Source organism: Streptomyces nymphaeiformis, assembly GCF_014203895.1.
Taxonomy (GTDB): Bacteria; Actinomycetota; Actinomycetes; order Streptomycetales; family Streptomycetaceae; genus Streptomyces; species Streptomyces nymphaeiformis.
The window spans coordinates 315167-335699 of record NZ_JACHJY010000009.1 but is presented as its reverse complement, the minus strand read 5'-3'; the positions used below and the strand labels follow the sequence as shown (position 1 = coordinate 335699).

Genomic DNA, 20533 nt, shown 5'->3' with positions numbered 1-20533 from the left:
ACGCGGCCGTCCCGGCGTCGGAGGATGAGCTGCCGGTGCCGGGACGGTCGCCGGGAGGGAAGTCGGGTTCGCCGTCAGCCTGACACGGGTATGGCATTTCGAATGCCATACGGCGAGATTCTCGGCAACGCGGACCCTCGGATGCCCTTCGGGACGTGCGTCCGACGTCGCGCGAAGCGCCCAGAGTGCACGTAATACACATCGATCCTGAGCCCGTTTTGCGTCTCGCGCGCTGCTGACCTGCGGTTTCGCGGGTGGGCTTGATGTGCGGTGTGGGCGTTACGGGCGATATCTTGACGCTGAGATGACGCTCTTTCTGGTGGGCCGTCAGGCGATTTCGCGTGCCATTCAGCACCAGGTCGGGTGCGACGGACGGGTGGTTCGTGAGCGTGCACGGGCCGCCTGAGCGTGAGGGGTACATGGCGCAGCCGACTGGGCTCGCCGGAGACAGACGAGAAAGAGCGGCAAGGGACTGGCAAGGCCGCTGCCACTCCAGCCATGTCGACGTGGACGACCGCTCAGAGCTTCCGCGCCGGCGTGTCTCATGAGGTGGTGGCCGATTTCCCCCTCGCACTCGAAGTGTGCGGGTGACTCACCGCCTGCTTCGACGGACCCGAGACAGTTCTCGCTGCGGCCCGCGCCCAGGGCTGGATTCGGGATATCGACCGCCCCCGCACTGCGGTTCTCGATCCCTGCCTCGTGGCCGGCATCTCGCTTGAGGACGTGTCGGTGCTTGTCCATGACTGCGGCCCGCGGACCGGGTTGCTCGCCCGGCAGGTGTGGGCTGAACCCGTACTCGGCGATCCGTACATGTGGTGCGCCAGCTTCAGCGCGAGCGTGCCCCTCATGCGGCACACGGGAACGAAGGCGCGTGCATGGCGACTACGAGCCAGGGGACGGTGTGAGCCCCGGCTCGATCGTCGAGCGGAGGTAGATCCGGGTCGTGCCCGGCGTGTACTCGTGAGAGAACACCTTCACGCAGTAGGCGAGGTGCTCGGCGTCGGGCGAATCCACGTTGTCGGGGCAGAAGCCTCCCATGTGACGACCAGATTCATCGACCCCGAACCCGCGCCTTCGGGACCGGCCGAGTTGAGCCGAGTTCCCGCCGACTGTCGGTCCCGCGACGCGGACACGATCGTGGCCCAGTCGTCATCGAACCCCATGACTTACCCCCGCTCGACGTCAATGGCTTGCCGAAAGCCCCATGCGACGAGTGACGTTGACGTCGTTGCACATGTTATGGCCAGCTCATCGAGGCGAAGCAGGTTCGGGACCCGGACTGTACGAGCAAGAGCTTCCGCACACTCGACCGAGTCGAGGACCTCTAAGGGCCGGCCGCAGGCAAGCAGCTCAAACCGCCCAACGCGCGCCACACTGTTTCGGGGGCGACCGGTGGTGAGGTGAAAGAGAGCAGCAGCGTCATCCTGCGAGGCCATCAGAGCGCTGTTGCCCGGGACACAGCCGGCATCGCCAGCGGTAAGGCGACCTACGTCAAGGACCCGACCGCTACGAGGTGAACGGGCGGACCCACGGTGTCGAAGACTCAGGAAGGGTCTATCCCGACTCCGGTCCGGGCATCGTGAAGCTCGGCAGAAACGAGTACGCAGCCCTGCAGCAGGTAGCCAAGGCGAAGGGGGGCATCAGCGCCGCACCGCAGCTGACCAGGAACCCGCGTTTCACCAACGACCCAGGCACCGTCGAGAAAGCCCTGGCCATCTACAACGGGACGTATCCGTGACGTACAACCTCCTTACCGTCGGCGCCGTCAGCCCCGAGACCATGGGCGTCGCACTTGCCGGAAGCCTTGGTATCGCGGGCGGTGATGTGGAGGTGGCCGATCCTGACGGCGACCCCGACCTCCGGAACTGGGATGCGCCCGTCTCGTGCGAACACCGCGCGGTCCACGGTGACATCGCGTGGTCGCTGGACATTTATGTCCAGGACGAAGCGGCTGATCAGCCGCTCGAGTCCGAGATTGCCGCGGCTTTTGCGAAGGCGGCCACGACGACGGTCCTGTACCCCGCAGCCGAAGCACTTCCGAGCGCCTATTGGGCAGTGACGCCGGACGGCCTTCTCACCCGCGCCCGGCTCGAACTCTCCGACGACGAACCCCCTCTCTACGAGGTCACCGCCGTCGAGGCGCCGGTGCCGCAGTTGCCCCGGGCGATCGTGACGAGGTTTGCCGAGATCGTGCGGGAACAGAAGCCGGACACTCCTGTGGCCGAAGCCTTTGCGACATCGGTGGAGCAGGTGCGGGAAGCAGCCTCGGGCCTGGCGCGGCTTGCCTGGGACGCCGACACGGGCAGCCCCGTCTGGTCCGCCAAGGGCAACCTGGTCGTATGGGAGCGAGCCGTCAGGCAGCTGGAATCCGGGTGGGCGCCATCGGGGTGGTATCCGGCCGACCTCTATCGAGAACGGTTGGAAGCCCGCGACGAGCTCGCCGGCATCGGTGTCCGACTGCCTCGCGAGGTCACCGAGCTGCTTGACGAAGCTCTGGAGGAACTGGACAGCCGGTTTGCCGCGGCAACGGCTGAAGACCCCTCGGGAAGCCTTCGCAGGGAGCTGACCGGGGCGACTGAACAGACCTCGGTCGGCTGGTGGTGGCATCGCCGCCCAGATCCCACACCGTGGGAACAGGACTGACTTCGTGCAGACCGATCTGGTCCTGCCTTTACGGCACCGGGCCTGCCGCCACGGAGTGGGGAGCGGTCAGCCTCCATCGCCTGGCTGGAGGCTGCCTTCGGGCGGAAGCCTGACGGAACAACCATGGACCGCTCGCCAACGCCCCGGTCTGCAGATGGTCAAGAAGACAGGGCTTACAGGCCGTCACGAAAGTCCATGCGTCACGTTCGGGTGGGTCCGGGCAGGAGTTTCCTGCCGTGGAGCAGCTCTCCCGAGCGCCCCAGCACCTGGTCGGCGGTGGTGCCGCAGGTCGCCCAGCACAGGATGCCGGTCGCCTCCAGGGGGCCGGTACGGAGAGCTTGGCGCAGTCGGGCCACCAGCGTCTCGGCGGGCGCCTTGTCCAGGTCCGGAACGAGGGCGACGAACTCGTCTCCTCGGATCCGGGCGAGGACCGCGGGCTCCCGGTCTCCCCCGCCACTCCGCTCGCGGTCCAGCTCGTTCCGGAGCCGGCCGGCGATTTCCACGAGCGCGGCGTCCCCGGCAGCCCGGCCGTGGCGCGCGTTGTACGGCTTGAACCCGTCGACGCCAAAGTGCAGCACGGCGAGCGTGGGATCCGGGCCGATCGGCAGGCCTCGGTGCCGGTGGGGCGCGTACGGTTCGAGGCCGTACGGATCGTTCGCCCCGGGGGCCGCGTCCGGTGTGTCGCACAACGCGCGGGCCAGGCGGATCCGTAGCTCCGACTCCGTGTAAAGGCCGGTGAGTTCGTCGAGGGTCGCCCGGCGCTCCAGCTCGGACTCGCGCTGTTTCCGCTCACCCATGTCAACGACGTGGGTGAGGAGGAACCGGGGCCCGTCGGCGGTGTCGGCGACGACGGAGTTGGACACCGAGACCCAGACGTACGAGCCGTCGCGGCGGCCGAGCCGCAGCTCGCCGCTGCCGCCCTCGGCGGAGGTACGGAGCAGGACGTCGACGTCCTCCGGGTGGACGAGGTCGCTGAACGAGTAGCGGCGCAGGGTGGACTGGGGCCGGCCGAGCAGTCGACACAGGGCGTCGTTGGCACGCAGCAGCCGCCCGTGGCTGTCGCCGCCCATCTCGGCGATGGCCATGCCGGCCGGCGCGTACTCGAAGGCCTGCCGGAACGACTCCTCGCTGGCGCGCAGGGCCGTCTGCTCGCGGTCCAGCCGCACCAGCGCCCGCTGCATGTTCGCCCGCAGACGCGCCATGCTGATGGCGATGGCGGAGTGGAAGGCGTACGTGCGCAGCGCCTCGCGAGCCTGGGCGCCCGGGCGGCGGCCGTCCTTCGGACGGTCGACGGAGATCACGCCGACCAGCTCGCCGTGCGGCGCGTACATGGGTGCGAAGAGCCGGTCGTCGGGGTGCCACCCGTCGTCGTGCTCGGGCGGGGGGCCTTCGGTGTGCCACTGCGGTACGTCGTCGTCGTTGAGCACCCAGCCTTCCGTGTGCGGGATGAAGCGCAGCCCCGACCAGTCCTCGCCCATGTGCAGCCGGCGGTCCCAGGAGGCGCGGGAGCCGACCCGTCCGGTGATCAGCGCCTCGGCGGCGGGGTTGCCCGCCAGGGCGGCGACGATGAGGTCTCCGTCGGGGCGGACGAGGTTGACGCAGGCCAGCTCGTAACCGAATCCGGAGACGGCAGCGTCGGCGATGGCCTGGAGCGTGTCGGCCAGGCTGCGGGCCGTGTAGATCTCGGCGATGGCCTGGTCGGTCCGCAGGGGCTCCGGCGCCTGGGGCGGGCCGGTGACGAGTGTCGGCTCGGGCGGCGGGGTGTAGGCGGCGTTGCGGATGAAGGGCGCCTGCCCGAGCTGGTTGCGGCACAGCCGCTGCGGCTCCGGGCGGTCGCGGGTGACCAGTCGCGTACGGAGCCGGGTGAAGAGCGTGTCGAGGTCCAGGTACTCGGGCCCGCCCGGCATGCCCTCCTGCATCAGCGTGACCAGCTCACCGGTGAAGGCGGTGAGCGGCTCGCCCGGCGGGGAGAGCGCCACGGCCGTCTCCGCGGATGCCGCGAGGAGGTAGGTGCCGTCCACCTCCAGCGCGGCGGCGGCCGACTGGACCCCGAAGGCCCGCGCGCTGTAGCAGCAGTCCAGGACGACGATCCGGCGCATGGCCGGGCTCTTCTCGACCGGCCAGCGGATCCACTCGTAGGGCGTGGCGGTGTCGTGGACCGACTTGGGATCGCTCGTCTCGGTGGCCAGGTGGAGTTTCCCGGTACGGGGATCGAGCAGGCCGTGACCCGCGTAGTAGACGAGCAGGGTGTCCGTGGCCGCGTCGACGGCCTCCTGGACCGCCCGCGACACGTCACGGGGGATGGAGGGGTTCGCGACCACGGTGACGTGACCGGGCGGCAGTTTCCACAGGTCCGTGAAGAGGTCGCGGAGCAGGGCCAGATTGCCCGCCACGGCCGACAGGCCGTCCAGGGAGGTGAACTCGCTCGCCCCGATCAGCAGGACCCGGGTCCCGTCCGGGTCGGGCAACGCGGTCAAGCCGCCGAACCCCCCGGACCCTCGCCGTCGTTCAGGAGCGAGCGCATCAGTTTCTCCGCCTCCTCCTGGCTGTGCCCGCTGATCTCGACGCGGGTGCCGTCGGGCCGCTGCACGACGAGTGTCGGCGACGGCGTGCGGGTGGATCGCCAGGAGGCGACGGCGGCGGCGAGCGAGGCGGCGCCGAGGCCGCTGCTGAGGACGAGGGAGAGGATGTCGATCCCGTCGCCTTGCTGCCCGGGCACGGGCGCAAGTGAGCTTCCCAACTCGCCGCGGACATGCCGCCGTACCACCCGGTCGTCCTCCAACCAGGCTCCGAGGGACTGCAGTTCCGCCTCGACGGCGGCTGAATCGCCGGCCGCGCGCACGGTGATGATCGTCATACGGTCAGCTTAGGGCTCGCGGAGAATCAACATCAGGCCCGCTCCGCTTGATTAGGGTGGCAAGGGGCTTCGTCGTAGGGGGAGGTGCGTCGCGGGTGCGGGGTGTCGTGTCGCCTGTGGTGCTGCGGTCTTGGCTTGCGGGGATCGCCGGTTTCGGTGCGGTGGTTCTCTTCGGGCTCGGGGTTCTCTTTGCCGGGGACAGTCGGGCCAGTGTGGTGGACCTGCGGGTGTGGGCCGTGGTCAACGGGGCGGCGCCGCCGTGGTCGTACGTCGCTCAGGTCATGGACTTCCTGGGCGAGCCCGTCGGAGCGCCCCTGCTCGTCGGGGCCGCCGTGCTGGGCTGCCTGCTCCTGCGGCGGCCCCGTGCCGCGGTGTTCGTCGTGCTCGGGGTCGGGACGGCCGTCGGGGTGGCCAAGGTGCTCAAGTCCCTTGTGGGGCGCACCATTCACGGTGACAACCTGTCGTTCCCCAGTGGGCACACCGCTTTCTTCACGGCGTTCGCCCTGGTGGTGGCGTTGCTCGTCGCCGGGGGGCTCCGGGTCGGCAGGACCGTGGGGGTGTCGCTCGTGATGGTGTCGACCCTCTTCGCCGCCGCCTTCATGGGCTGGGCGCAGGTCGTGCTCGGTGCGCACTACCCGACCGACGTCGTCGGCGGCTGGTGCACCGCGGTGGCGGTGGTACCGGCGGTCGCCTGGGGCGTCGATCGGGTGGCTGACGGCCGGCGGTGACCCTATGCCCGGCGGCGGAACACCGGCTTCACCGGTCTGCCCGCCAGCCAGGCGGTGGGGTCCCCGGCGTCCAGGGCCTTCCGGTACACCGCGCACGCCTCGGACACCGCCTCGACCGTGCGGTCGATGTCCTCCTCGGTCAGTGCGCTGCTCACCACGAACGACGGGGCCAGCACCCCGCCCGCGAGCAGCCGGTGCAGGAACAGGGTGCGGTACTCCTGTGACGGCTGCCCGTTCTCGTCGAGCGTGGCGAAGACCAGGTTGCTCGGCCTGCCCCGTACGACCACGTGGTCCCCTACGCCCGTCGCCGCTGCCGCCGCACGGACGCCTGCCGCCAAGCGCTCGCCCAGGGCGTGCAGTTGGGCCGTGATGCCTTCCTCCGTGTACGTGGCCTGGACCGCCATCGCCGCCGCCAGGGAGTGCGTCTCCGCGCCGTGTGTGGTGGAGAGGAGGAAGACGCGGTCGTCCGAGTGGCGCAGGCCTCCTCGTTCCATCAGGTCGCGGCGGCCCGCCAGTGCCGAGACCGCGAAGCCGTTGCCCAGCGCCTTGCCGAACGTCGAGAGGTCCGGGACCACGCCGTACAGGCCCTGCGCGCCCGCCTCGGACCAGCGGAAGCCGGTGATCATCTCGTCGAAGATCAGGACGCAGCCGTGTCTGTCCGCCAGTTCACGGAGGCCCGCCAGGTAGCCCTGCGGCGGTTCCGTCTGGGTGGCCGGTTCCAGGATCAGACAGGCTATGTCGTCCCCGTGCCGGGCGAGCAGCTCCTCCGTGGCCTTCAGGTCTCCGTACGGGAACTTCAGCGTCAGGTCCGTGGGCGGGATTCCCGCCGCCATCGGTGTCGTGCCGATGAACCAGTCGTCCACGGAGAAGAAGGGGTGGTCCGCGCAGAGCGCCACCCTTGCGCGGCCCGTGACCGCGCGCGCCAGGCGCACCGCCGCCGTCGTGGCGTCCGAGCCGTTCTTCGCGAACTTCACCATCTCCGCGGTCGGCACGGTGGCCAGGAAGCGTTCCGCCGCCTCGACCTCCAGGACCGACGGGCGGACGAAGTTGCTGCCGCGGTCCAGTTCCCGCCGCGCCGCCTCCACCACGCGCGGGTGGGCGTGGCCGAGGCTGACCGACCGCAGGCCGGAGCCGTACTCGATGTAGCGGTTGCCGTCGACGTCCCACACATGGGCGCCCCGGCCGTGGCTGATGACCGGGGCCAGGTGCTCGGGGTACTGGTCGTCGCCCTTGGCGTAGGTGTGCGCGCCCCCGGGGATCAGGGTGTGCAGGCGCTCGTTCGCCTCCCGTGACCTGGGGAGTTCGAACTGTTCGGTGTTCACGCCGACCTCACTTCTCTTGGTGCTTCAGGACCTCGGCGAGGCTCGGTGCCTCCCGGTCCCGCTGGGACATCGACGTGACCGGCAGAGGCCAGGGGATGGCGAGTTCCGGGTCGTCGAAGACGATCGTCACGTCCTCGGTGGGGTCGTGCGGGCGGTCTATCCGGTACGAGGTGTCCGCGGTCTCCGTCAGCGCCTGGAAGCCGTGCGCGCACCCCGCCGGGATGTACAGGGTCGTCTGCGTCTCGTCGGAGAGGTGGAAGGTGGCCACGTTGCGGTACGTGGGGGAGTCCGGGCGCAGGTCCACCACGACGTCGAAGATGCGTCCGTACGAGCAGCGCACCAGCTTCGCCTCGCCCTCGCCGGAGCGCAGGTGCAGGCCGCGCAGGACCCCGCGGACCGAGCGGGACAGGCTGTCCTGGACGAAGGCGTACGGGTCGAGGCCCACCGAGCGGACCACGTCCACGTCGAAGGTGCGGCTGAAGAAGCCGCGCTCGTCGGCGTACGGCGTCGGCTCGAACAGGTACGCGCCGGCGATCTCCGGGACTTCGGTCGCTTTCATGTGGCCTTCCGGTGTGCGGGGAACAGGGTCGTCGTCAAGGTGGTGAGATGGGCCGTCAGTTGCTCTGCCGCTGCCTTGTTCCGGTCATTCAGGGTCTGGCGCAGTTCGGGCGATCGCTTCTCCAGGGAGCGGAACTGGTCCAGCAGGCGGTCCGCGTCCAGTTCGCGTGCCGGGTGGCAGTACTCGCCGAGGCCCATCCCGGCCATGAGCGCGTCGCTCTTCGCCGCGTAGGTGACCGCGAGCACCGGGGTTCCCGTCTTCAGCGCGCAGATCAGGTTGTGGTAGCGGATCGCCACCACACTGTCCGCGGCCGCCATCTCCTTCATCAGGTCGGCCAGCGAGGACGTCTCGGCCGCGGTGAGCAGCGGCGAGTCCACCGCGTCGAGGATCGACGCGACCACCGGCCCGTCGACCTCGTCGCCCGTGAGCAGCCGCACCTGCCTGCCGTCCTCGACCAGCGCGCGGACGAAGCGGGTCGTCCCGTCCAGATAGCGCCGATGGATCTCCTCCGCCCGGGCCCGGTCGTCGTTGCCCCCGTGGAAGGCCATGACGCCGACGCAGACCAGACCCGGGGCCGCGCTCGGCTCCGGCGTCGGCAGGGCGAACGCGAGGTCCGGGTGGACCTCGTCGCGCGCCGTGTCCACGCCCATCGCCCGCATGGCGTCACGGGACTGGGCGTCCCGGTACGAGCGGTACGCGGCGAGCCGTGCCGACCAGCGCACCAGGGCCCGGGTCGGCCGGTTGCGGATCGTCGCGGCGCCGACACCGACCAGCGCGACCGGGGTGCCGACCAGACGGCCGGAGGCGCAGAGCAGGAACAGCGCGTACGGGAAGCCCCACGGCCGCAGCGGCAGCGTGGCCTCCAGGACGCCCATGCCCGGGACGATCACCACGTCGTGCCTCCGCACCCAGGCGGCCGTGCGGAAGACGTCGACGAGCTTGCCCAGGCCCTTGCCCGCGACCGCGCCCGCACGCGAGGCCGTCCGGTACTCCCCGCGGTACCAGTGCAGTCGCGTCGCGGGGATCCCGAACCGGGCCGTCACCGCCTCGGGCCCGCCGCAGAGCGCGTCGACGACCGCCTCCGGGTGCTCCGCGCGGAGGTGGCCGAGGACGGCTTCGAGCGATCCGTCGTTGCCCAGGTTCCCGGAGCCGAGCAGGCCGAAGACCCCGACCCGTACCGGCGTCACGACCGCCGTCCTTCACGCCCCGCCACCAGCGCGTCGACCGAGACGGCGAGCAGGGCAGGGTCGACCGGCGCCCGGTCCTCGACCCGCTCGCCCGCGCCGCCCGGACGGGCCCGGCTGGACGCCCACTCGGCCAGGTGGCGGTAGCAGGCGCGCCGGTCGGCGGCGGACAGCGGCGCCCGCCGGATCGCCGAGACGAAGCCCCAGACGTACTCGGCGAGCAGCCGGGGCGTCGGGTGCAGCCGGCCCGCCCGGCGCGGGTCCAGGTTGACGCACCGGGAGCGCTTGGAGGGGTTGGCCCGCTCGGCGCGGGTGGGGTGGTCGCGTCGGAAGTACAGCAGCTCCGGCACCTGGTGGAAGGCTCCGTGCAGGCCGATCTCGGAGACGAACGTGCGGTCCGCGTGGTGGTAGCTGTCGAGCGGCTTCACCCGGCGCAGCACATCGGCCCGGATCACCCCGTAGAAGTCGTCGCCGCCCGGCTCGAACAGCATGCTGCGGAACCGCACCGGCGCCTTCGGGGAGCCGGTGGCGAGCTTGTACTCGTACGGGACCTTCACCTGGCCGTCCTCGTCGACGACCGCCTGGTCGGCGTGGGCGAGGATCACGTCCGGCCGCTCGTCGAGCGCCTCCACGCAGCGCTTGAGGAGGTCCCGGGCGTACAGGTCGTCGTGCGAGGCCCACTTGAACAGTTCGGTGCGGCACTCGGCGAACACACGGTTGTGGTTCGGCGTGGCGCCGACGTTCCGGGGCAGCCGGATGTACCGGATGCGCCCGTCCTTCTCCGCGTACGCGCGGCAGATGTCCTGGGTCCCGTCGGTCGAGGCGTTGTCGGAGATGACCAGCTCGAAGTCCCCGTAGGTCTGGCCGAGGAGGGCGTCGAGCGATTCGGCGAGGTACTCCTCGCCGTTGTACACGGGCAGGCCGATGGTCAGCCTGGGTCGGGCGGTCATGAGGTCCTCACTTCGGGGATCGAGTTCACGTGGTGCTCGCGCCGGCCGGCGCGCAGGTGCAGCCACCACACGGCCGAGCTGCCGACGGTCGCGGCGGCGACGCCCCAGGCCGAGCCGACCGTGCCGGCCACGGCCGCGCCGCCGAGCCCGCCGCCGGCGTAGCAGACGGAGGCGAAGAGCTGGGCGCGCAGGCTGCGCCGGGCCGCGCCGAGCGCGCGCAGCCCGGCCGCCGCGCCGGTGCCGAGGCCGGCGCCCGCGACACTGAGCGTGGCCGGCACGATGAGCTCCGAGGCGGAGTGCCAGACGCCGCCGAGCACGAGCTCGCCGAGCCCGTCCGGTACGAGGAGCAGCGCCGCGCCCCAGAGCAGCGCGGCGACGGCCTGCCCGCCGCCGAGCAGCAGACAGAACCGGCCGAGCCGGTCCGGGGCCCGCCGCAGCACCCGCGCCGCCTCGGCGACGGTGACGAGGGACAGGCCCATGAGCAGGGCGAGGAACGGGCCCTGCAGGAGCTCCGCGCCCCGGACCGCGCCCACCGCGCCGACACCGGCGATCGCGCCGAGTCCGTACGCCCGCAGCTGGCCCGCGCCGCTGAGGCTGCTGTTCTCGACGAGGTACCGGTAGCCGAGGTCGCGCTGCTCGCGGAGCCACCCGCGGGCCTGCGCGAGGCGGGGCCGGATGCCGGACTGGAGGGAGCCGTAGCCCGCGGCGACCGCCGCGGACCCGCCCCAGGCGAGCACGAAGGCGGCCACGCTGCCCATGCGCGCCGCCACGACCATCGCGGGGACGAGCGCGACGCCCCACACGAGGTCGTTGAGGAACGCCTTCTTCCCGGCGCCGGCCGCGAAGAACGCGAACCGCCAGGCGTCCTGCAGCAGCAGTCCCGGCAGGACGACGCCCAGGCAGGCGAACGCGGGGCCCACGCTGCCGCCGAGCGCGAGCCCGACGAGGAGGCACACCGCGCCGACGGCGGCACCGAGGCCGAGCGCGGCGCCCGACGACCGGGCCACCGCCGCGCGCCAGGACGCCTCGGGCACGGCGCTGAACCGCACCACCAGCGGGTCGGTGGCAAGCCCGCGGGAGGCACCGAGCACCACCCCGTACGTCACCCAGGCCAGGCTGAACACGCCGAACGCGGTCGGCCCCAGCGAGCGCGCCACGTAGACACCCACCGCGAAGTTGCTCATGCTGGAGGCCGCCTGGTCGGCAAGGCCCCAGGACAGGCGGCCGACGACGGCCCGCCGGGCGGACCCGGCCGGTGCCGTCGTCTTCTCCTCCTCGGTGGTCACCGGCGTCATGCCTCGATCAGCCCGGCGCCCCGCAGGGCGTCGGCCGCGGCGGCGACGGTGTCGAACGGCAGCCCGGACCGCTCGGCGACGTCGAGCAGACCGTGCTCGCCGTCGGAGAGGTTGAGCACCCACAGCATCGCCATCTGGGCCTGCTTGGTGTCGCTGCGCCCGCCGAGCGCGTCGTACAGACCGCGCCGGCCGAGCTGCGGCTCGCCGTACGGGCTGAGGTTGACGTACCGCCGATTGCGGTCGAGGAGGGCGAACGCCTCGCGGCAGACGGCGAGCGTGTCCGCCATCGCCTCCGGGGAGACGAAGTCCAGGTCGTCCGCCGACGTGTGGTACTCCGGATAGCCGGCGTACGGGGTCCGGGTGAGCGAGCCCACGCCGAGGTCGAACCCGGGGGAGCAGAACTGCCGCTCGTCGTAGCCGTACGGAGTGAACTCGGTGATCCGGTGCGGGCGTTCGGAGGTCTCCAGGACGTGCCGCAGCACCCGGTCGATCTCCGCGTCCCCGCGCCTGCTCCGCTTGTACGTCAGCGAGCCCGGGTCGCCCGCGCAGGCCAGGACGAGCCCGTGCTTGACCCGGTCCACCCGCTCCCTGTTGCGGGCCAGCCAGGTGATCGCCCCGATCGTGCCGGGCGCGAACAGGAAGCGGTACGTGTAGTACGGCGTCCGCTCCGCGAGCTCCCGGGCCAGGAACGTCGCCACCGCGATGCCGGCCAGGTTGTCGTTGGCCAGCGACGGGTGGCAGACGTGGCAGGAGACGATCACCTCGTCCTCGACCTGCCCGGGGACCACGTGCTCGGCGTAGGTGAGGTGGCCGTCGGCGAGCGTGGAGTCCACGCGCACCTCGTAGTCGCCCTCCGGCAGCGCGTCCAGGGTCTCCTGGGCCAGGCAGAACCCCCACTCCGGCTTGTAGTAGCTGGTGCGGTACGGCACCCAGGACGGGTGCTCCGGCAGGGTGTGCAGGTGGGGGCGCAGCTCGGACAGCGGCATGGTCGCCGACACCGGCACGCTGTAGCCGAGCACGTGCAGGCTGGACGCGGCGAAGTCGACGACCCGCCTGCCGGTGGCGTCGGCGACGTACGCGTCCCGGACGTTCCACTCCTGCGGCACCGTCCAGTCGAGCACCTGCGTCCCGGTCGGCACCTCGTGCACCTGGAGCGGGATGTACTCGCCGACGATGTCCAGGGTGGCGCGCACGCCGTCGCCGGTGATGCTCCGGCAGAGCGGGTACATCCGCTCCACCAGCTTGTGCATGTCCTCGCCGGTCGCGGTGACCGGCTGTGCCTCGGTCATCGGCGCCACCGCAGGGTGTCGTCGACCGTGCCGTTCTCGGACGCCGCGCGGAGCACGGCGAGGCGGGTGAAGCGCTGCTCGAAGGCCTCCTTGGTCAGCCCGTGCTTCCGGTAGGCGTCGGCGAGTTCGAGCGCGCCCTGCTTCACCGTCCACGCGCAGTCGAAGCCGGGGATCGCGCCGCGGAAGCGCGAGAAGTCCACCCGGTACGAGCGGGGGTCGGCGCCGTTCTCGCCGGTGATCCGCACCTTGGCGCCCTCGACCGCCTCCGCGACCTGCTCGGCGATCTCGGCGACCGTGACGTTGTTGACCTCGCTGCCGATGTTGAACGCCCGGTCGTGCACCGCATCCCGGGGCGCGTCGAGCGCGGCCGTGAAGGCACGGGCGATGTCGGCGGCGTGCACCAGCGGGCGCCACGGGGTGCCGTCGGAGAGCACGAGGACCTCGCCGGACAGGAGCGCATGGCCCACCAGGTTGTTGAGGACGATGTCGGCGCGCAGCCGCGGCGAGTAGCCGAAGGCGGTGGCGTTGCGCATGTACACCGGGCTGAAGTCGCCGTCGGCCAGCTCGTGCAGGTCGTCCTCCACCCGCACCTTGGACTCCGCGTACGGCGTCACCGGGCGCAGCGGCGCGTCCTCGGCCACCAGGTCGTCACCACCCGCGGCGCCGTACACCGAGCACGTCGACGCGTACAGGAAGCGCCGCACCCCTGCTTCGCGGGCCAGCCGGGCGAGGCGTACGGACGCGTGGTGGTTGATGTCGTAGGTGAGCTCCGGTGCCAGCGAGCCCAGCGGGTCGTTGGACAGCGCGGCCAGGTGGATCACGGCGTCCACCCCGGCCACGTGCTCGGCCGTGACGTCGCGCAGGTCCACGCGGGGCCCCTGCGGGTCCGCGGGCTGCGGGCCGAGGACGCAGTCGGCGAACAGACCGGCGTCGAGGCCGACGACTTCGTGTCCGGCGGCCGTGAGGACCGGGGCCATCACGGTGCCCAGGTAGCCCTGGTGTCCGGTCAGCAGTACGCGCAAGGTTCATTCCCCCAGGTCGAGAGTGAGTTTGGTGACGGCGAACGCCTCGGCGTAACGCGTCTGGCTTTCGATGCCCCGGATCCGGGCCAGGCCGAGGAAGGCCTCCCGGTCGTACCAGGGGCGGTGCCGCTGCGAGGGGTAGTGCTCCTGCAGCAGCCGCACCTTCTGTTCGGCGACCTCCGGCGACAGCGGCTGGTACGCCACCGGCCGGCCGAGGTCGGCGTCCCACTTGACGATCTCGTAGCCGAGCACGAGGTGGTCGCGGAACGCGGTGGGGATCAGCTGCGCCAGGCCGCGGTGGTCCTGGTGCGCGTCCTCGGTCCGCGGGGCCAGGACCAGGTCAGGCTCGGTCCGCCCGCGCAGCTCCTCGACGGCGGACTTGGCCTCCTCCCAGTGCGCGGGCATCCGGCCGTCCGGCAGCTTGAGCACGGTGAGGCGCAGGTCGGCGCCCGGGCAGAAGGCGGCGAGCGCGGCCTGTTCCTCCTGCTCGCGCTCGGTGCCGCCGCCGGAGAGCACCAGCGCGTCGACGCGGATGCCCGGCCGCGCGAGGCACAGCGTCAGGAGCGTGCCGCCGGCGCCGATGGCGATGTCGTCGCAGTGCGCGCCGACCGCGACGATCCGGTCCGGGCGCCCGGCCTTGAGCTTGATCACGCGCCCACCCCGGCGTCGTCCCGCTCCCACACGGCCCACGGCCGGTCGCCCCGCGCGTAGGCCTCGTCGAGCGCGGCCCGCTCCTTCACGGTGTCGGTCGGCTTCCAGAAGCCGCGGTGCTGGTGCGCCACCAGGCGGCCCTCCTTGGCCAGGCCCGCGCATCCGTCGGCGACCAGGTCGCCGTTCTCGGGTATGTGGTCGAAGACCTCCTGGCGGAGCACGAAGTAGCCGCCGTTCTCCCACAGCGGCAGATCGCTCACCGCGGTGATGCCCCCGACCAGGTTGTCCTCGCCGAGCTCCACGCAGTGGAACGAGGACTGCGGCGGCACCACCATCATCGACGCGCCGGCGTCCCGCTGGGAGAACCGGTCGATCATCTCGTCGAGCGGCGCGTCGGTGAGCACGTCGGCGTAGTTGGCGAGGAACATCTCGTCGCCGTCCAGGTGGTGCCGGACCCGGCGCAGCCGCTCGCCGATCGGCGACTCGATGCCGGTCTGCGCGAACGTGATCGTCCAGTCGGATATGTCGGTGGACAGCAGCTCGGTCCGCCCGCCGCGCAGGACGAAGTCGTTGGACGTCGTCTCCTCGTAGTGGAGGAAGAAGTCCTTGATGTGGTGGGCCCCGTAGCCGAGGCACAGGATGAACTCCGTGTGCCCGAAGTGCGCGTAGTAGCGCATGACGTGCCAGATCAGCGGCCTCGGGCCGACCATCGCCATCGGCTTGGGCACGTCGTCGGAGGTCCCGTTGCGCATCCGCATCCCGTAACCGCCGCAGAACAGTACGACCTTCATCGCTCCACCTCGACCATGCTCAGTTCCGGGATGGGGAAGACAAGGCGGCCGCCCCACTCGTGCACGAAGGACAGCTGCTCGACCAGCTCGGCCCGCAGGTTCCACGGGAGGACGAGGACGTAGTCCGGCCGGTCCTCGGCGATCCGCTCGGGCGGCAGGATCGGGATGCGGGTGCCCGGGGTGAACCTGCCGTGCTTGTACGGGTTCCGGTCGACCGTGTACGCGAGGAGGTCGGGCCGGATGCCGCAGTGGTTGAGCAGGGTGTTGCCCTTGCCGGGGGCGCCGTAGCCGACGACCGTCTCACCGCGGTCGGCCGCCTCGATGAGGAACCGCAGCAGGTCCCGCCGCACCTTCGCCACCCGGTCGGAGAACTCGGTGTACCCGGACAGCTCCTGGAGCCCGGCCGCCTTCTCCCGGTCGAGGACCTCGGCCACACGACCGCTCGGCTCCCCGGCCACCGCCGCAGGCCGGGCCCACAGCCGGATGGAGCCGCCGTGCGTCGGCAGCAGCTCGACGTCCACCAGCGTGAGTCCGCCGCTCGCGAGCGCGCGGATCGCGGACGCGACCGTGTAGTACTGGAAGTGCTCGTGGTAGATCGTGTCGTACTGGTTCTCCTCGATCAGGGTCAGCAGGTGCTGCACCTCGATGGAGACCCAGCCGTCGTCCGCGACGAGGGCCCGCAGCCCCTGGGTGAAGCCGACGACGTCGGGGATGTGCGCGTACACGTTGTTGGCCACGACCAGGTCCGCCGGGCCGTGCTCCGCGCGGACGGCCGCGCCGGTGTCCGGGCTCAGGAACTCCGTGACCGTGGGCACGCCCGCCTCCCGCGCGGCGGCGCCGACGTTCACCGAGGGCTCGACGCCGAGGCAGCGGATCCCGCGGTCCACCACGTGCTTCAGCAGATAGCCGTCGTTGCTCGCGACCTCGACCACGAACGAGTCGCCGCCGAGGCCGAGCCGCTCCACGGCGTCCGTGACGAACGTCCGCGCGTGCTCCACCCAGGACGTCGAGTACGAGGAGAAGTACGCGTACTCCTTGAACGTCTCCTCCGGCGTGATCAGCGGCGGGATCTGCGCCAGCCAGCAGTCGGTGCAGACCCGCAGGTGCAGCGGGTACGCGGGCTCCGGCCGGTCCAGCTGGTCCGCGGCGAGAAAGCTCTCGCACGGTGGCGTCGCCCCCAGATCGACGACGCTCGCCAGCGTCGCCGAGCCGCAGAGTCGGCATCGTGTCATTTACTGCCCCCCATTGATTCCGTCCGACCCGCGATCGCGGTGCGGTACTCCTCCACCAGACGCTCCAGCCCGACGGACGGGCTGAAGAGCCGCTCGTAACGGCGCCGGGCCGCACGGCCCATCTCCCGGTTCCGGTCCGGCCCGTCCGTGACCCGCCGCAGGCAGGCGGCGAGCGAGGCGGCCTCGCCCGGCCGGTGCAGCAGCCCCGTCACCCCCTCGTCGACGAGTTCGACGAAGCCGCCGTGACCGGCGGCGACCGCCGGGACCCCGGCCGCCATCGCCTCGGCGACCACCAGGCCGAACGTCTCCCTCGCCACCGAGGGGGCCACCACGGCGACCGACCGCGCGACGGCCTCCCGGCACTGGGCCGGGTCGTACAGGCCGGCGTACCGCACGTCGTCCCGGCCCGCCGCCCAGGCCGTCACCTCCGGCTCCATCGGCCCCGCGCCCGCGAGCACCAGCGGCACGCCCACACCGCCGTCCGCCGCCAGCGCGTCCCACGCGGCCATGAGCAGCCGCACGCCCTTGGGCTCGGCCAGCCGGCCCAGGAAGAGCACGTGCTCGCCCGTGCCCGTGCGGACGGTGCCCGGATCCGGCACGAAGTTGTGCTTCACCGCGAGGCGTTCGGCCGGCATGCCCGAACTCACCAGGAGGTCGCGCTGCGCCGAGGAGATGCAGAGGAACCGCTCCACGCCCGACCACCACCGCCGCCGGTTGACCGCCAGGCTGACCGCGAGCGGCACCGTCGCGAGCCGCGAGTTCCGGTAGCAGCCGTGCCGGACGGCGGGCAGCGACGTCGCCGACCCGACGCACTCGGTGCACGGCCGGCCGTCCCGGTGCAGCGTGCCGGGCGGGCAGACCTGGGTGTAGTTGTGCAGCGTGGCGACGACGGGCACGCCCGCGTCGGCGCACGCGGTGATGACCGCGGGGGAGAGCAGCGGGAAGACGTTGTGGACGTGCACCACGTCCGGCCGGTCGGCGCGCAGCCTCGCCGCCAGCTCCGTACGGACCGCGGGGTTCCACGGCACGAGGAGCGGCACCGCGGCCTTGCCGAGGAGGGAACGGCCGGCGATGTCGTCACTGCGCCGCTCGAACAGCTCGACCCGGTGGCCGGCCGCGCGCAGCAGCCCCACCTCCTCGTCGACGACCCTGTTCTCCCCGCTCGGCTGCGCCGACGAGTAGCGGTTGTGCACGACCAGTACACGCATGCTCAGATCACCTCCGGGCCCATCGCGGGACACGTATGCGGGAAATGTCGGACCTCTGTCGGGGAAGCTCGGGCGTCGGGAGGGGCTCGGCCGGGGCGGGCGCCGCGAGCAGCGAGGCGGCCAGGGCCAGGTGCAGCAGATACGCCGAGGCGTCGCCGAGACCGACCTCGGTGTACGAGGAGATCGCGCAGTAGCTGATCAGGAAGATCGCGCAGGCCCTCGACAGCGACGGCGGCCGCAGCAGCGCGATGCCGCCGAGCGCGAGGAGGAACGCCGCCACGATGGCGACGCCGAGCAGCCCCTGCTCGTTGTAGACGGCCAGCCAGCTGTTGTCGATCGGCAGCCCGTCCCACGACTTGTCGCCCAGGCCCAGGCCGAAGACCGTCTCCCCGGTCGTCCGGGGCGCCGACAGGAGGGAGTCCCAGACCTTGGCCCGGCCGGTGAGGTTGGAGAAGTTCTCCTGGCTCTGCCCGCGCAGGAACCAGGTCCGCAGCGCGGAGCCGAACACCACCGCGCCCACCGAGGCGCACAGCACCGTCCAGCCGAAGAACCTGCGCGCCGCGGCGCTGGTCAGGAAGAGGGAGCCGATCGCCAGGACCAGACCGATGATCATGCCGAGCGTCGCCGTCCGGGTGTGGGTCATCGCGAGCAGCACGAACGACGGCACGATGACCACCGCCGCCCCGGTCAGCGTGGTCCGGCGGCCGAGCAGGAGCAGCACGGAGAGCCCGATGACCACCGCGGAGTACTGCCCGATCTGCGGCGGCGTCAGCGGCCACAACGCGCCCACGAGACGCCCGCCGTAGTACTCGGGCATGGCCGTGCCCGGTGAGACGACCAGGCCGGCGGCCACCAGGACGAGCACCGCGAAGTACATCCGGATGTGGTACCGGACGAACCTCAGGCTGCCGTCCCACCAGCGGCTGAGCAGCCACAGCGTGCCGACGAACAGCGCGAGGCGCGCGCAGCGGAACAGCGCGCCGGCCCCGACGTCCACGCTGGAGATCAGGCTCGGTACGAGCAGCAGGGTCAGCAGGAACACGAAGGCGCTGGGCCGGATCCGCAGCCGGAGGTTGGCGGTGAGCGCCAGCGTGAACGCGCCGACCAGCGCTCCCATGGTGACCATCTGGATGAGGGAGCGGGGGATCGTGACGACGGTCTTCGCCCCGGCGGAGCCGAGCACGTTGAGGGCGAGGAGCGCCCAGGCCGCCCCGACCGACTTCGGCGCCTCGTCCGCGTGCCTCTCGACGGTACGCATCTCAACCACCGTCCTGCGTACGGAAGGTGCTGCCCGCGTCCTGCCCGTACGGCGTGCCCTGCCACTGCCCGGAGCCGAGCGTCCGGCCCGCGTCGTGGGCGACGAACGTCCACGGCCCGACGTACACGTTGTCGTGCCAGCGGTTGTCCTGCCGGAGGGTGATCGCCTGCGCCACCCGGTCGCCCTTGTACGGCGACCAGTCCGGAGAGGTGCCCTCGTTCGAGAGCACCGCCATGCGGTCGCACAGGACCGTGCAGCCGAGGACGGACTTGTCGAGGACGAAGCGGTTGCCGTGGATGTCCACCCGCTGGGTCTTCCACCGGCAGTCCGCGTAGAGCGGCGCGGTCGCGATCCCCGGCTGCGCGCAGCGCTTGGTGCCCTTCACCAGCAGGGTGCAGTAGCCGGTCGAGGTGTTGGCCGGGCTGTTGCAGAACCGGTCGGCGTTCTCCCACAGGGTGATCCCGGACCAGTTGTCCTCAAGGACGTTCCCGTAGATCTCGATCCTGTCGGTGCGGGCGGGGATCCGCGGCTCGCCGCCCGCCTCCGACACGTAGACGGTCGCGTACGGGAAGTCGTCGCCGTCCTTGGCGGCCGCGCGGCCCTCGACCCAGTTGTTCCGCCGGATCGTGTTGTTCCGGACGACCGCGTTGTAGCTGGTCTCGTACATCAGCGCGGCACCGTCGTTGGCTTCGAGGACGTTGTCCTCGAAGAGGAAGTCGTTGTTGTTGTTGTCCGCCCACAGCCCGGTTCCACGGTTGTCGTGCACCCAGTTGCCGCGGATGTCGGCGCCGTCGACCGCCCAGAACTTGATGCCTCCCGTGCAGCCGCAGCCCGGCTGCTTCCGCTCCCAGTCGTCGGTGTTGTTGCCGGTGATCTCGTTGCCCTCGACGACCAGGCCCTTGATGGAGTCACCGGTCTTGTACGCGTTCATGCCGTACTGGCCGTTGCCGCGCAGGCAGCTGGCGCGGACCCGCTGACGGGCACCGGCCATCAGCCCGGCGCCGGAGTTGTGCTGGATCGTCGCGTGCTCGATCACCCACCCGTCGGCCATGTCGTGGTTGACCACGCCCTCGTCCTGCGGCGCGGTGAAACCCTGCACGGTCAGGTACCGGATCGTGACGTCGCGGGCGGTGCCGCCGAACGCGTAGTGGTTGGTCCGCGCGCCGTCGAGCACCGCGCCCGGCGCCCCGAGGTACGCGTTCCCCTCCTTGGGGAGGACCTGGTCGTACTCGCCCGGGTCCAGCCTGTGCCGGCCCGGCCGCAGCCAGAACGTGGTGTGCGGCGGACTGTCCTCGGTCTTCGCCGCCAGGTCCCCGACGACCCCGGGGTCGACCGTCACCGCGCCCGCCGGAGCCTTCGCAGGACCGGCCGCGGGCTCGGCGCACACCCGGGCCACGGCCGCGGACGCGGACGGAGCGGCGGTGGCCCCCGGCCGTGCGTCCGGCGTCGACCCCGCGTCCGGCGTGCCGCTCTCGCAGCCGGTCGCCACGAGCAGCGCCAGCAGTGCCGCCGGCACCGCCCGGTGCCGCCACGTGATCCCCAAG

The 20533-nt window shown here is 71.6% G+C and carries 19 protein-coding genes and 1 pseudogene; 3 read left to right on the top strand and 17 right to left on the bottom strand.

What is annotated here, in order from left to right; all coding sequences use genetic code 11:
• Positions 1-882: 882 nt before the first annotated feature.
• Positions 883-1038 carry a hypothetical protein gene (locus tag GGE06_RS30180; RefSeq protein WP_181924472.1) on the bottom strand — a complete coding sequence of 52 codons (156 nt, stop codon included), beginning with the start codon at positions 1036-1038 and terminating at the stop codon, positions 883-885.
• Positions 1039-1513: 475 nt separating this feature from the next.
• Here GGE06_RS30180 and GGE06_RS30175 point away from each other — a divergent pair, with 475 nt between their 5' ends.
• Entirely contained in the window at positions 1514-1738 is a 225-nt protein-coding gene (locus GGE06_RS30175; protein WP_184932325.1) for a hypothetical protein, read from the top strand.
• The gene (locus GGE06_RS30170) at positions 1735-2643 is read left to right on the top strand and encodes a hypothetical protein (protein WP_184932324.1); all 909 of its coding nucleotides are present in this window, start codon (positions 1735-1737) and stop codon (positions 2641-2643) included. The genes GGE06_RS30175 and GGE06_RS30170 overlap by 4 nt, the downstream gene beginning before the upstream one ends.
• Before the next feature lie 200 nt (positions 2644-2843).
• Here the strand turns inward: GGE06_RS30170 and GGE06_RS30165 are convergent, their stop codons facing one another.
• The 3 genes and pseudogenes from GGE06_RS30165 to GGE06_RS30160 all read right to left on the bottom strand — a co-directional run bounded on the left by GGE06_RS30165 (position 2844) and on the right by GGE06_RS30160 (position 5500).
• The gene (locus GGE06_RS30165) at positions 2844-4352 is read right to left on the bottom strand and encodes a sensor domain-containing diguanylate cyclase (RefSeq protein ID WP_246532873.1); all 1509 of its coding nucleotides are present in this window, start codon (positions 4350-4352) and stop codon (positions 2844-2846) included.
• A gap of 138 nt (positions 4353-4490) precedes the next feature.
• A pseudogene (locus tag GGE06_RS42900) lies at positions 4491-5111 on the bottom strand (caspase family protein); the annotation flags it as partial.
• 5 nt (positions 5112-5116) lie between these two features.
• Positions 5117-5500: an effector-associated constant component EACC1 gene (locus tag GGE06_RS30160; RefSeq protein ID WP_184932323.1), complete on the bottom strand. Its 384-nt coding sequence runs from the start codon at positions 5498-5500 to the stop codon at positions 5117-5119.
• A 95-nt stretch (positions 5501-5595) separates the two neighbouring features.
• On the opposite strand from GGE06_RS30160, the gene GGE06_RS30155 reads away from it, so the two are divergent.
• Positions 5596-6228 (top strand): phosphatase PAP2 family protein, encoded by a 633-nt coding sequence (locus GGE06_RS30155; protein WP_116158385.1) that lies wholly within the window; start codon positions 5596-5598, stop codon positions 6226-6228.
• A gap of 2 nt (positions 6229-6230) precedes the next feature.
• Here GGE06_RS30155 and GGE06_RS30150 read toward each other — a convergent pair whose 3' ends face one another.
• From GGE06_RS30150 to GGE06_RS30090, 13 genes are read right to left on the bottom strand one after another with little or no spacing between them, the layout of a single operon-like run.
• Positions 6231-7550 (bottom strand): glutamate-1-semialdehyde 2,1-aminomutase, encoded by a 1320-nt coding sequence (locus GGE06_RS30150; RefSeq protein ID WP_116158384.1) that lies wholly within the window; start codon positions 7548-7550, stop codon positions 6231-6233.
• Positions 7551-7557: 7 nt separating this feature from the next.
• Positions 7558-8109 carry a dTDP-4-dehydrorhamnose 3,5-epimerase gene (rfbC, locus tag GGE06_RS30145; protein WP_184932322.1) on the bottom strand — a complete coding sequence of 184 codons (552 nt, stop codon included), beginning with the start codon at positions 8107-8109 and terminating at the stop codon, positions 7558-7560.
• On the bottom strand, positions 8106-9296 hold the full coding sequence (locus tag GGE06_RS30140; RefSeq protein ID WP_116158382.1) for a polysaccharide pyruvyl transferase family protein: 1191 nt from the start codon (positions 9294-9296) through the stop codon (positions 8106-8108). The genes rfbC and GGE06_RS30140 overlap by 4 nt, the downstream gene beginning before the upstream one ends.
• Positions 9293-10243 carry a glycosyltransferase family 2 protein gene (locus GGE06_RS30135; RefSeq protein ID WP_116158381.1) on the bottom strand — a complete coding sequence of 317 codons (951 nt, stop codon included), beginning with the start codon at positions 10241-10243 and terminating at the stop codon, positions 9293-9295. Before GGE06_RS30135 ends, GGE06_RS30140 begins: the two co-directional genes overlap by 4 nt.
• A complete protein-coding gene (locus tag GGE06_RS30130) occupies positions 10240-11538 on the bottom strand; it encodes an MATE family efflux transporter (protein WP_116158380.1) in 1299 nt (432 codons plus the stop codon). Before GGE06_RS30130 ends, GGE06_RS30135 begins: the two co-directional genes overlap by 4 nt.
• The gene (locus tag GGE06_RS30125) at positions 11535-12827 is read right to left on the bottom strand and encodes a DUF4910 domain-containing protein (protein WP_116165270.1); all 1293 of its coding nucleotides are present in this window, start codon (positions 12825-12827) and stop codon (positions 11535-11537) included. The genes GGE06_RS30130 and GGE06_RS30125 overlap by 4 nt, the downstream gene beginning before the upstream one ends.
• Positions 12824-13849 carry an NAD-dependent epimerase/dehydratase family protein gene (locus GGE06_RS30120; RefSeq protein ID WP_116158379.1) on the bottom strand — a complete coding sequence of 342 codons (1026 nt, stop codon included), beginning with the start codon at positions 13847-13849 and terminating at the stop codon, positions 12824-12826. Before GGE06_RS30120 ends, GGE06_RS30125 begins: the two co-directional genes overlap by 4 nt.
• 3 nt (positions 13850-13852) lie before the next feature.
• Positions 13853-14500, bottom strand: coding sequence for a PIG-L deacetylase family protein (locus GGE06_RS30115; protein ID WP_184932321.1), 648 nt, complete (start codon positions 14498-14500; stop codon positions 13853-13855).
• Positions 14497-15291: a glycosyltransferase family protein gene (locus GGE06_RS30110; RefSeq protein ID WP_116158377.1), complete on the bottom strand. Its 795-nt coding sequence runs from the start codon at positions 15289-15291 to the stop codon at positions 14497-14499. The genes GGE06_RS30115 and GGE06_RS30110 overlap by 4 nt, the downstream gene beginning before the upstream one ends.
• Positions 15288-16523, bottom strand: coding sequence for a class I SAM-dependent methyltransferase (locus GGE06_RS30105; protein ID WP_184932320.1), 1236 nt, complete (start codon positions 16521-16523; stop codon positions 15288-15290). Before GGE06_RS30105 ends, GGE06_RS30110 begins: the two co-directional genes overlap by 4 nt.
• Positions 16520-17731 carry a glycosyltransferase gene (locus GGE06_RS30100; protein ID WP_184932319.1) on the bottom strand — a complete coding sequence of 404 codons (1212 nt, stop codon included), beginning with the start codon at positions 17729-17731 and terminating at the stop codon, positions 16520-16522. The genes GGE06_RS30105 and GGE06_RS30100 overlap by 4 nt, the downstream gene beginning before the upstream one ends.
• Before the next feature lie 7 nt (positions 17732-17738).
• A complete protein-coding gene (locus GGE06_RS30095) occupies positions 17739-18989 on the bottom strand; it encodes an O-antigen ligase domain-containing protein (RefSeq protein WP_184932318.1) in 1251 nt (416 codons plus the stop codon).
• A gap of 1 nt (position 18990) precedes the next feature.
• Positions 18991-20532 carry a right-handed parallel beta-helix repeat-containing protein gene (locus GGE06_RS30090; RefSeq protein WP_184932317.1) on the bottom strand — a complete coding sequence of 514 codons (1542 nt, stop codon included), beginning with the start codon at positions 20530-20532 and terminating at the stop codon, positions 18991-18993.
• Position 20533 lies beyond the last annotated feature (1 nt).

What these genes read in the sequence shown, in the direction of transcription:
- rfbC (WP_184932322.1), bottom strand. Translation starts at nt 8,109, where the DNA reads ATGAAAGCGACCGAAGTCCCGGAGATCGCCGGCGCGTACCTGTTCGAG.
- GGE06_RS30095 (WP_184932318.1), bottom strand. Translation starts at nt 18,989, where the DNA reads ATGCGTACCGTCGAGAGGCACGCGGACGAGGCGCCGAAGTCGGTCGGG.
- GGE06_RS30135 (WP_116158381.1), bottom strand. Translation starts at nt 10,243, where the DNA reads ATGACCGCCCGACCCAGGCTGACCATCGGCCTGCCCGTGTACAACGGC.
- GGE06_RS30100 (WP_184932319.1), bottom strand. Translation starts at nt 17,731, where the DNA reads ATGCGTGTACTGGTCGTGCACAACCGCTACTCGTCGGCGCAGCCGAGC.
- GGE06_RS30160 (WP_184932323.1), bottom strand. Translation starts at nt 5,500, where the DNA reads ATGACGATCATCACCGTGCGCGCGGCCGGCGATTCAGCCGCCGTCGAG.
- GGE06_RS30180 (WP_181924472.1), bottom strand. Translation starts at nt 1,038, where the DNA reads ATGGGAGGCTTCTGCCCCGACAACGTGGATTCGCCCGACGCCGAGCAC.
- GGE06_RS30130 (WP_116158380.1), bottom strand. Translation starts at nt 11,538, where the DNA reads ATGACGCCGGTGACCACCGAGGAGGAGAAGACGACGGCACCGGCCGGG.
- GGE06_RS30110 (WP_116158377.1), bottom strand. Translation starts at nt 15,291, where the DNA reads ATGAAGGTCGTACTGTTCTGCGGCGGTTACGGGATGCGGATGCGCAAC.
- GGE06_RS30105 (WP_184932320.1), bottom strand. Translation starts at nt 16,523, where the DNA reads ATGACACGATGCCGACTCTGCGGCTCGGCGACGCTGGCGAGCGTCGTC.
- GGE06_RS30125 (WP_116165270.1), bottom strand. Translation starts at nt 12,827, where the DNA reads ATGACCGAGGCACAGCCGGTCACCGCGACCGGCGAGGACATGCACAAG.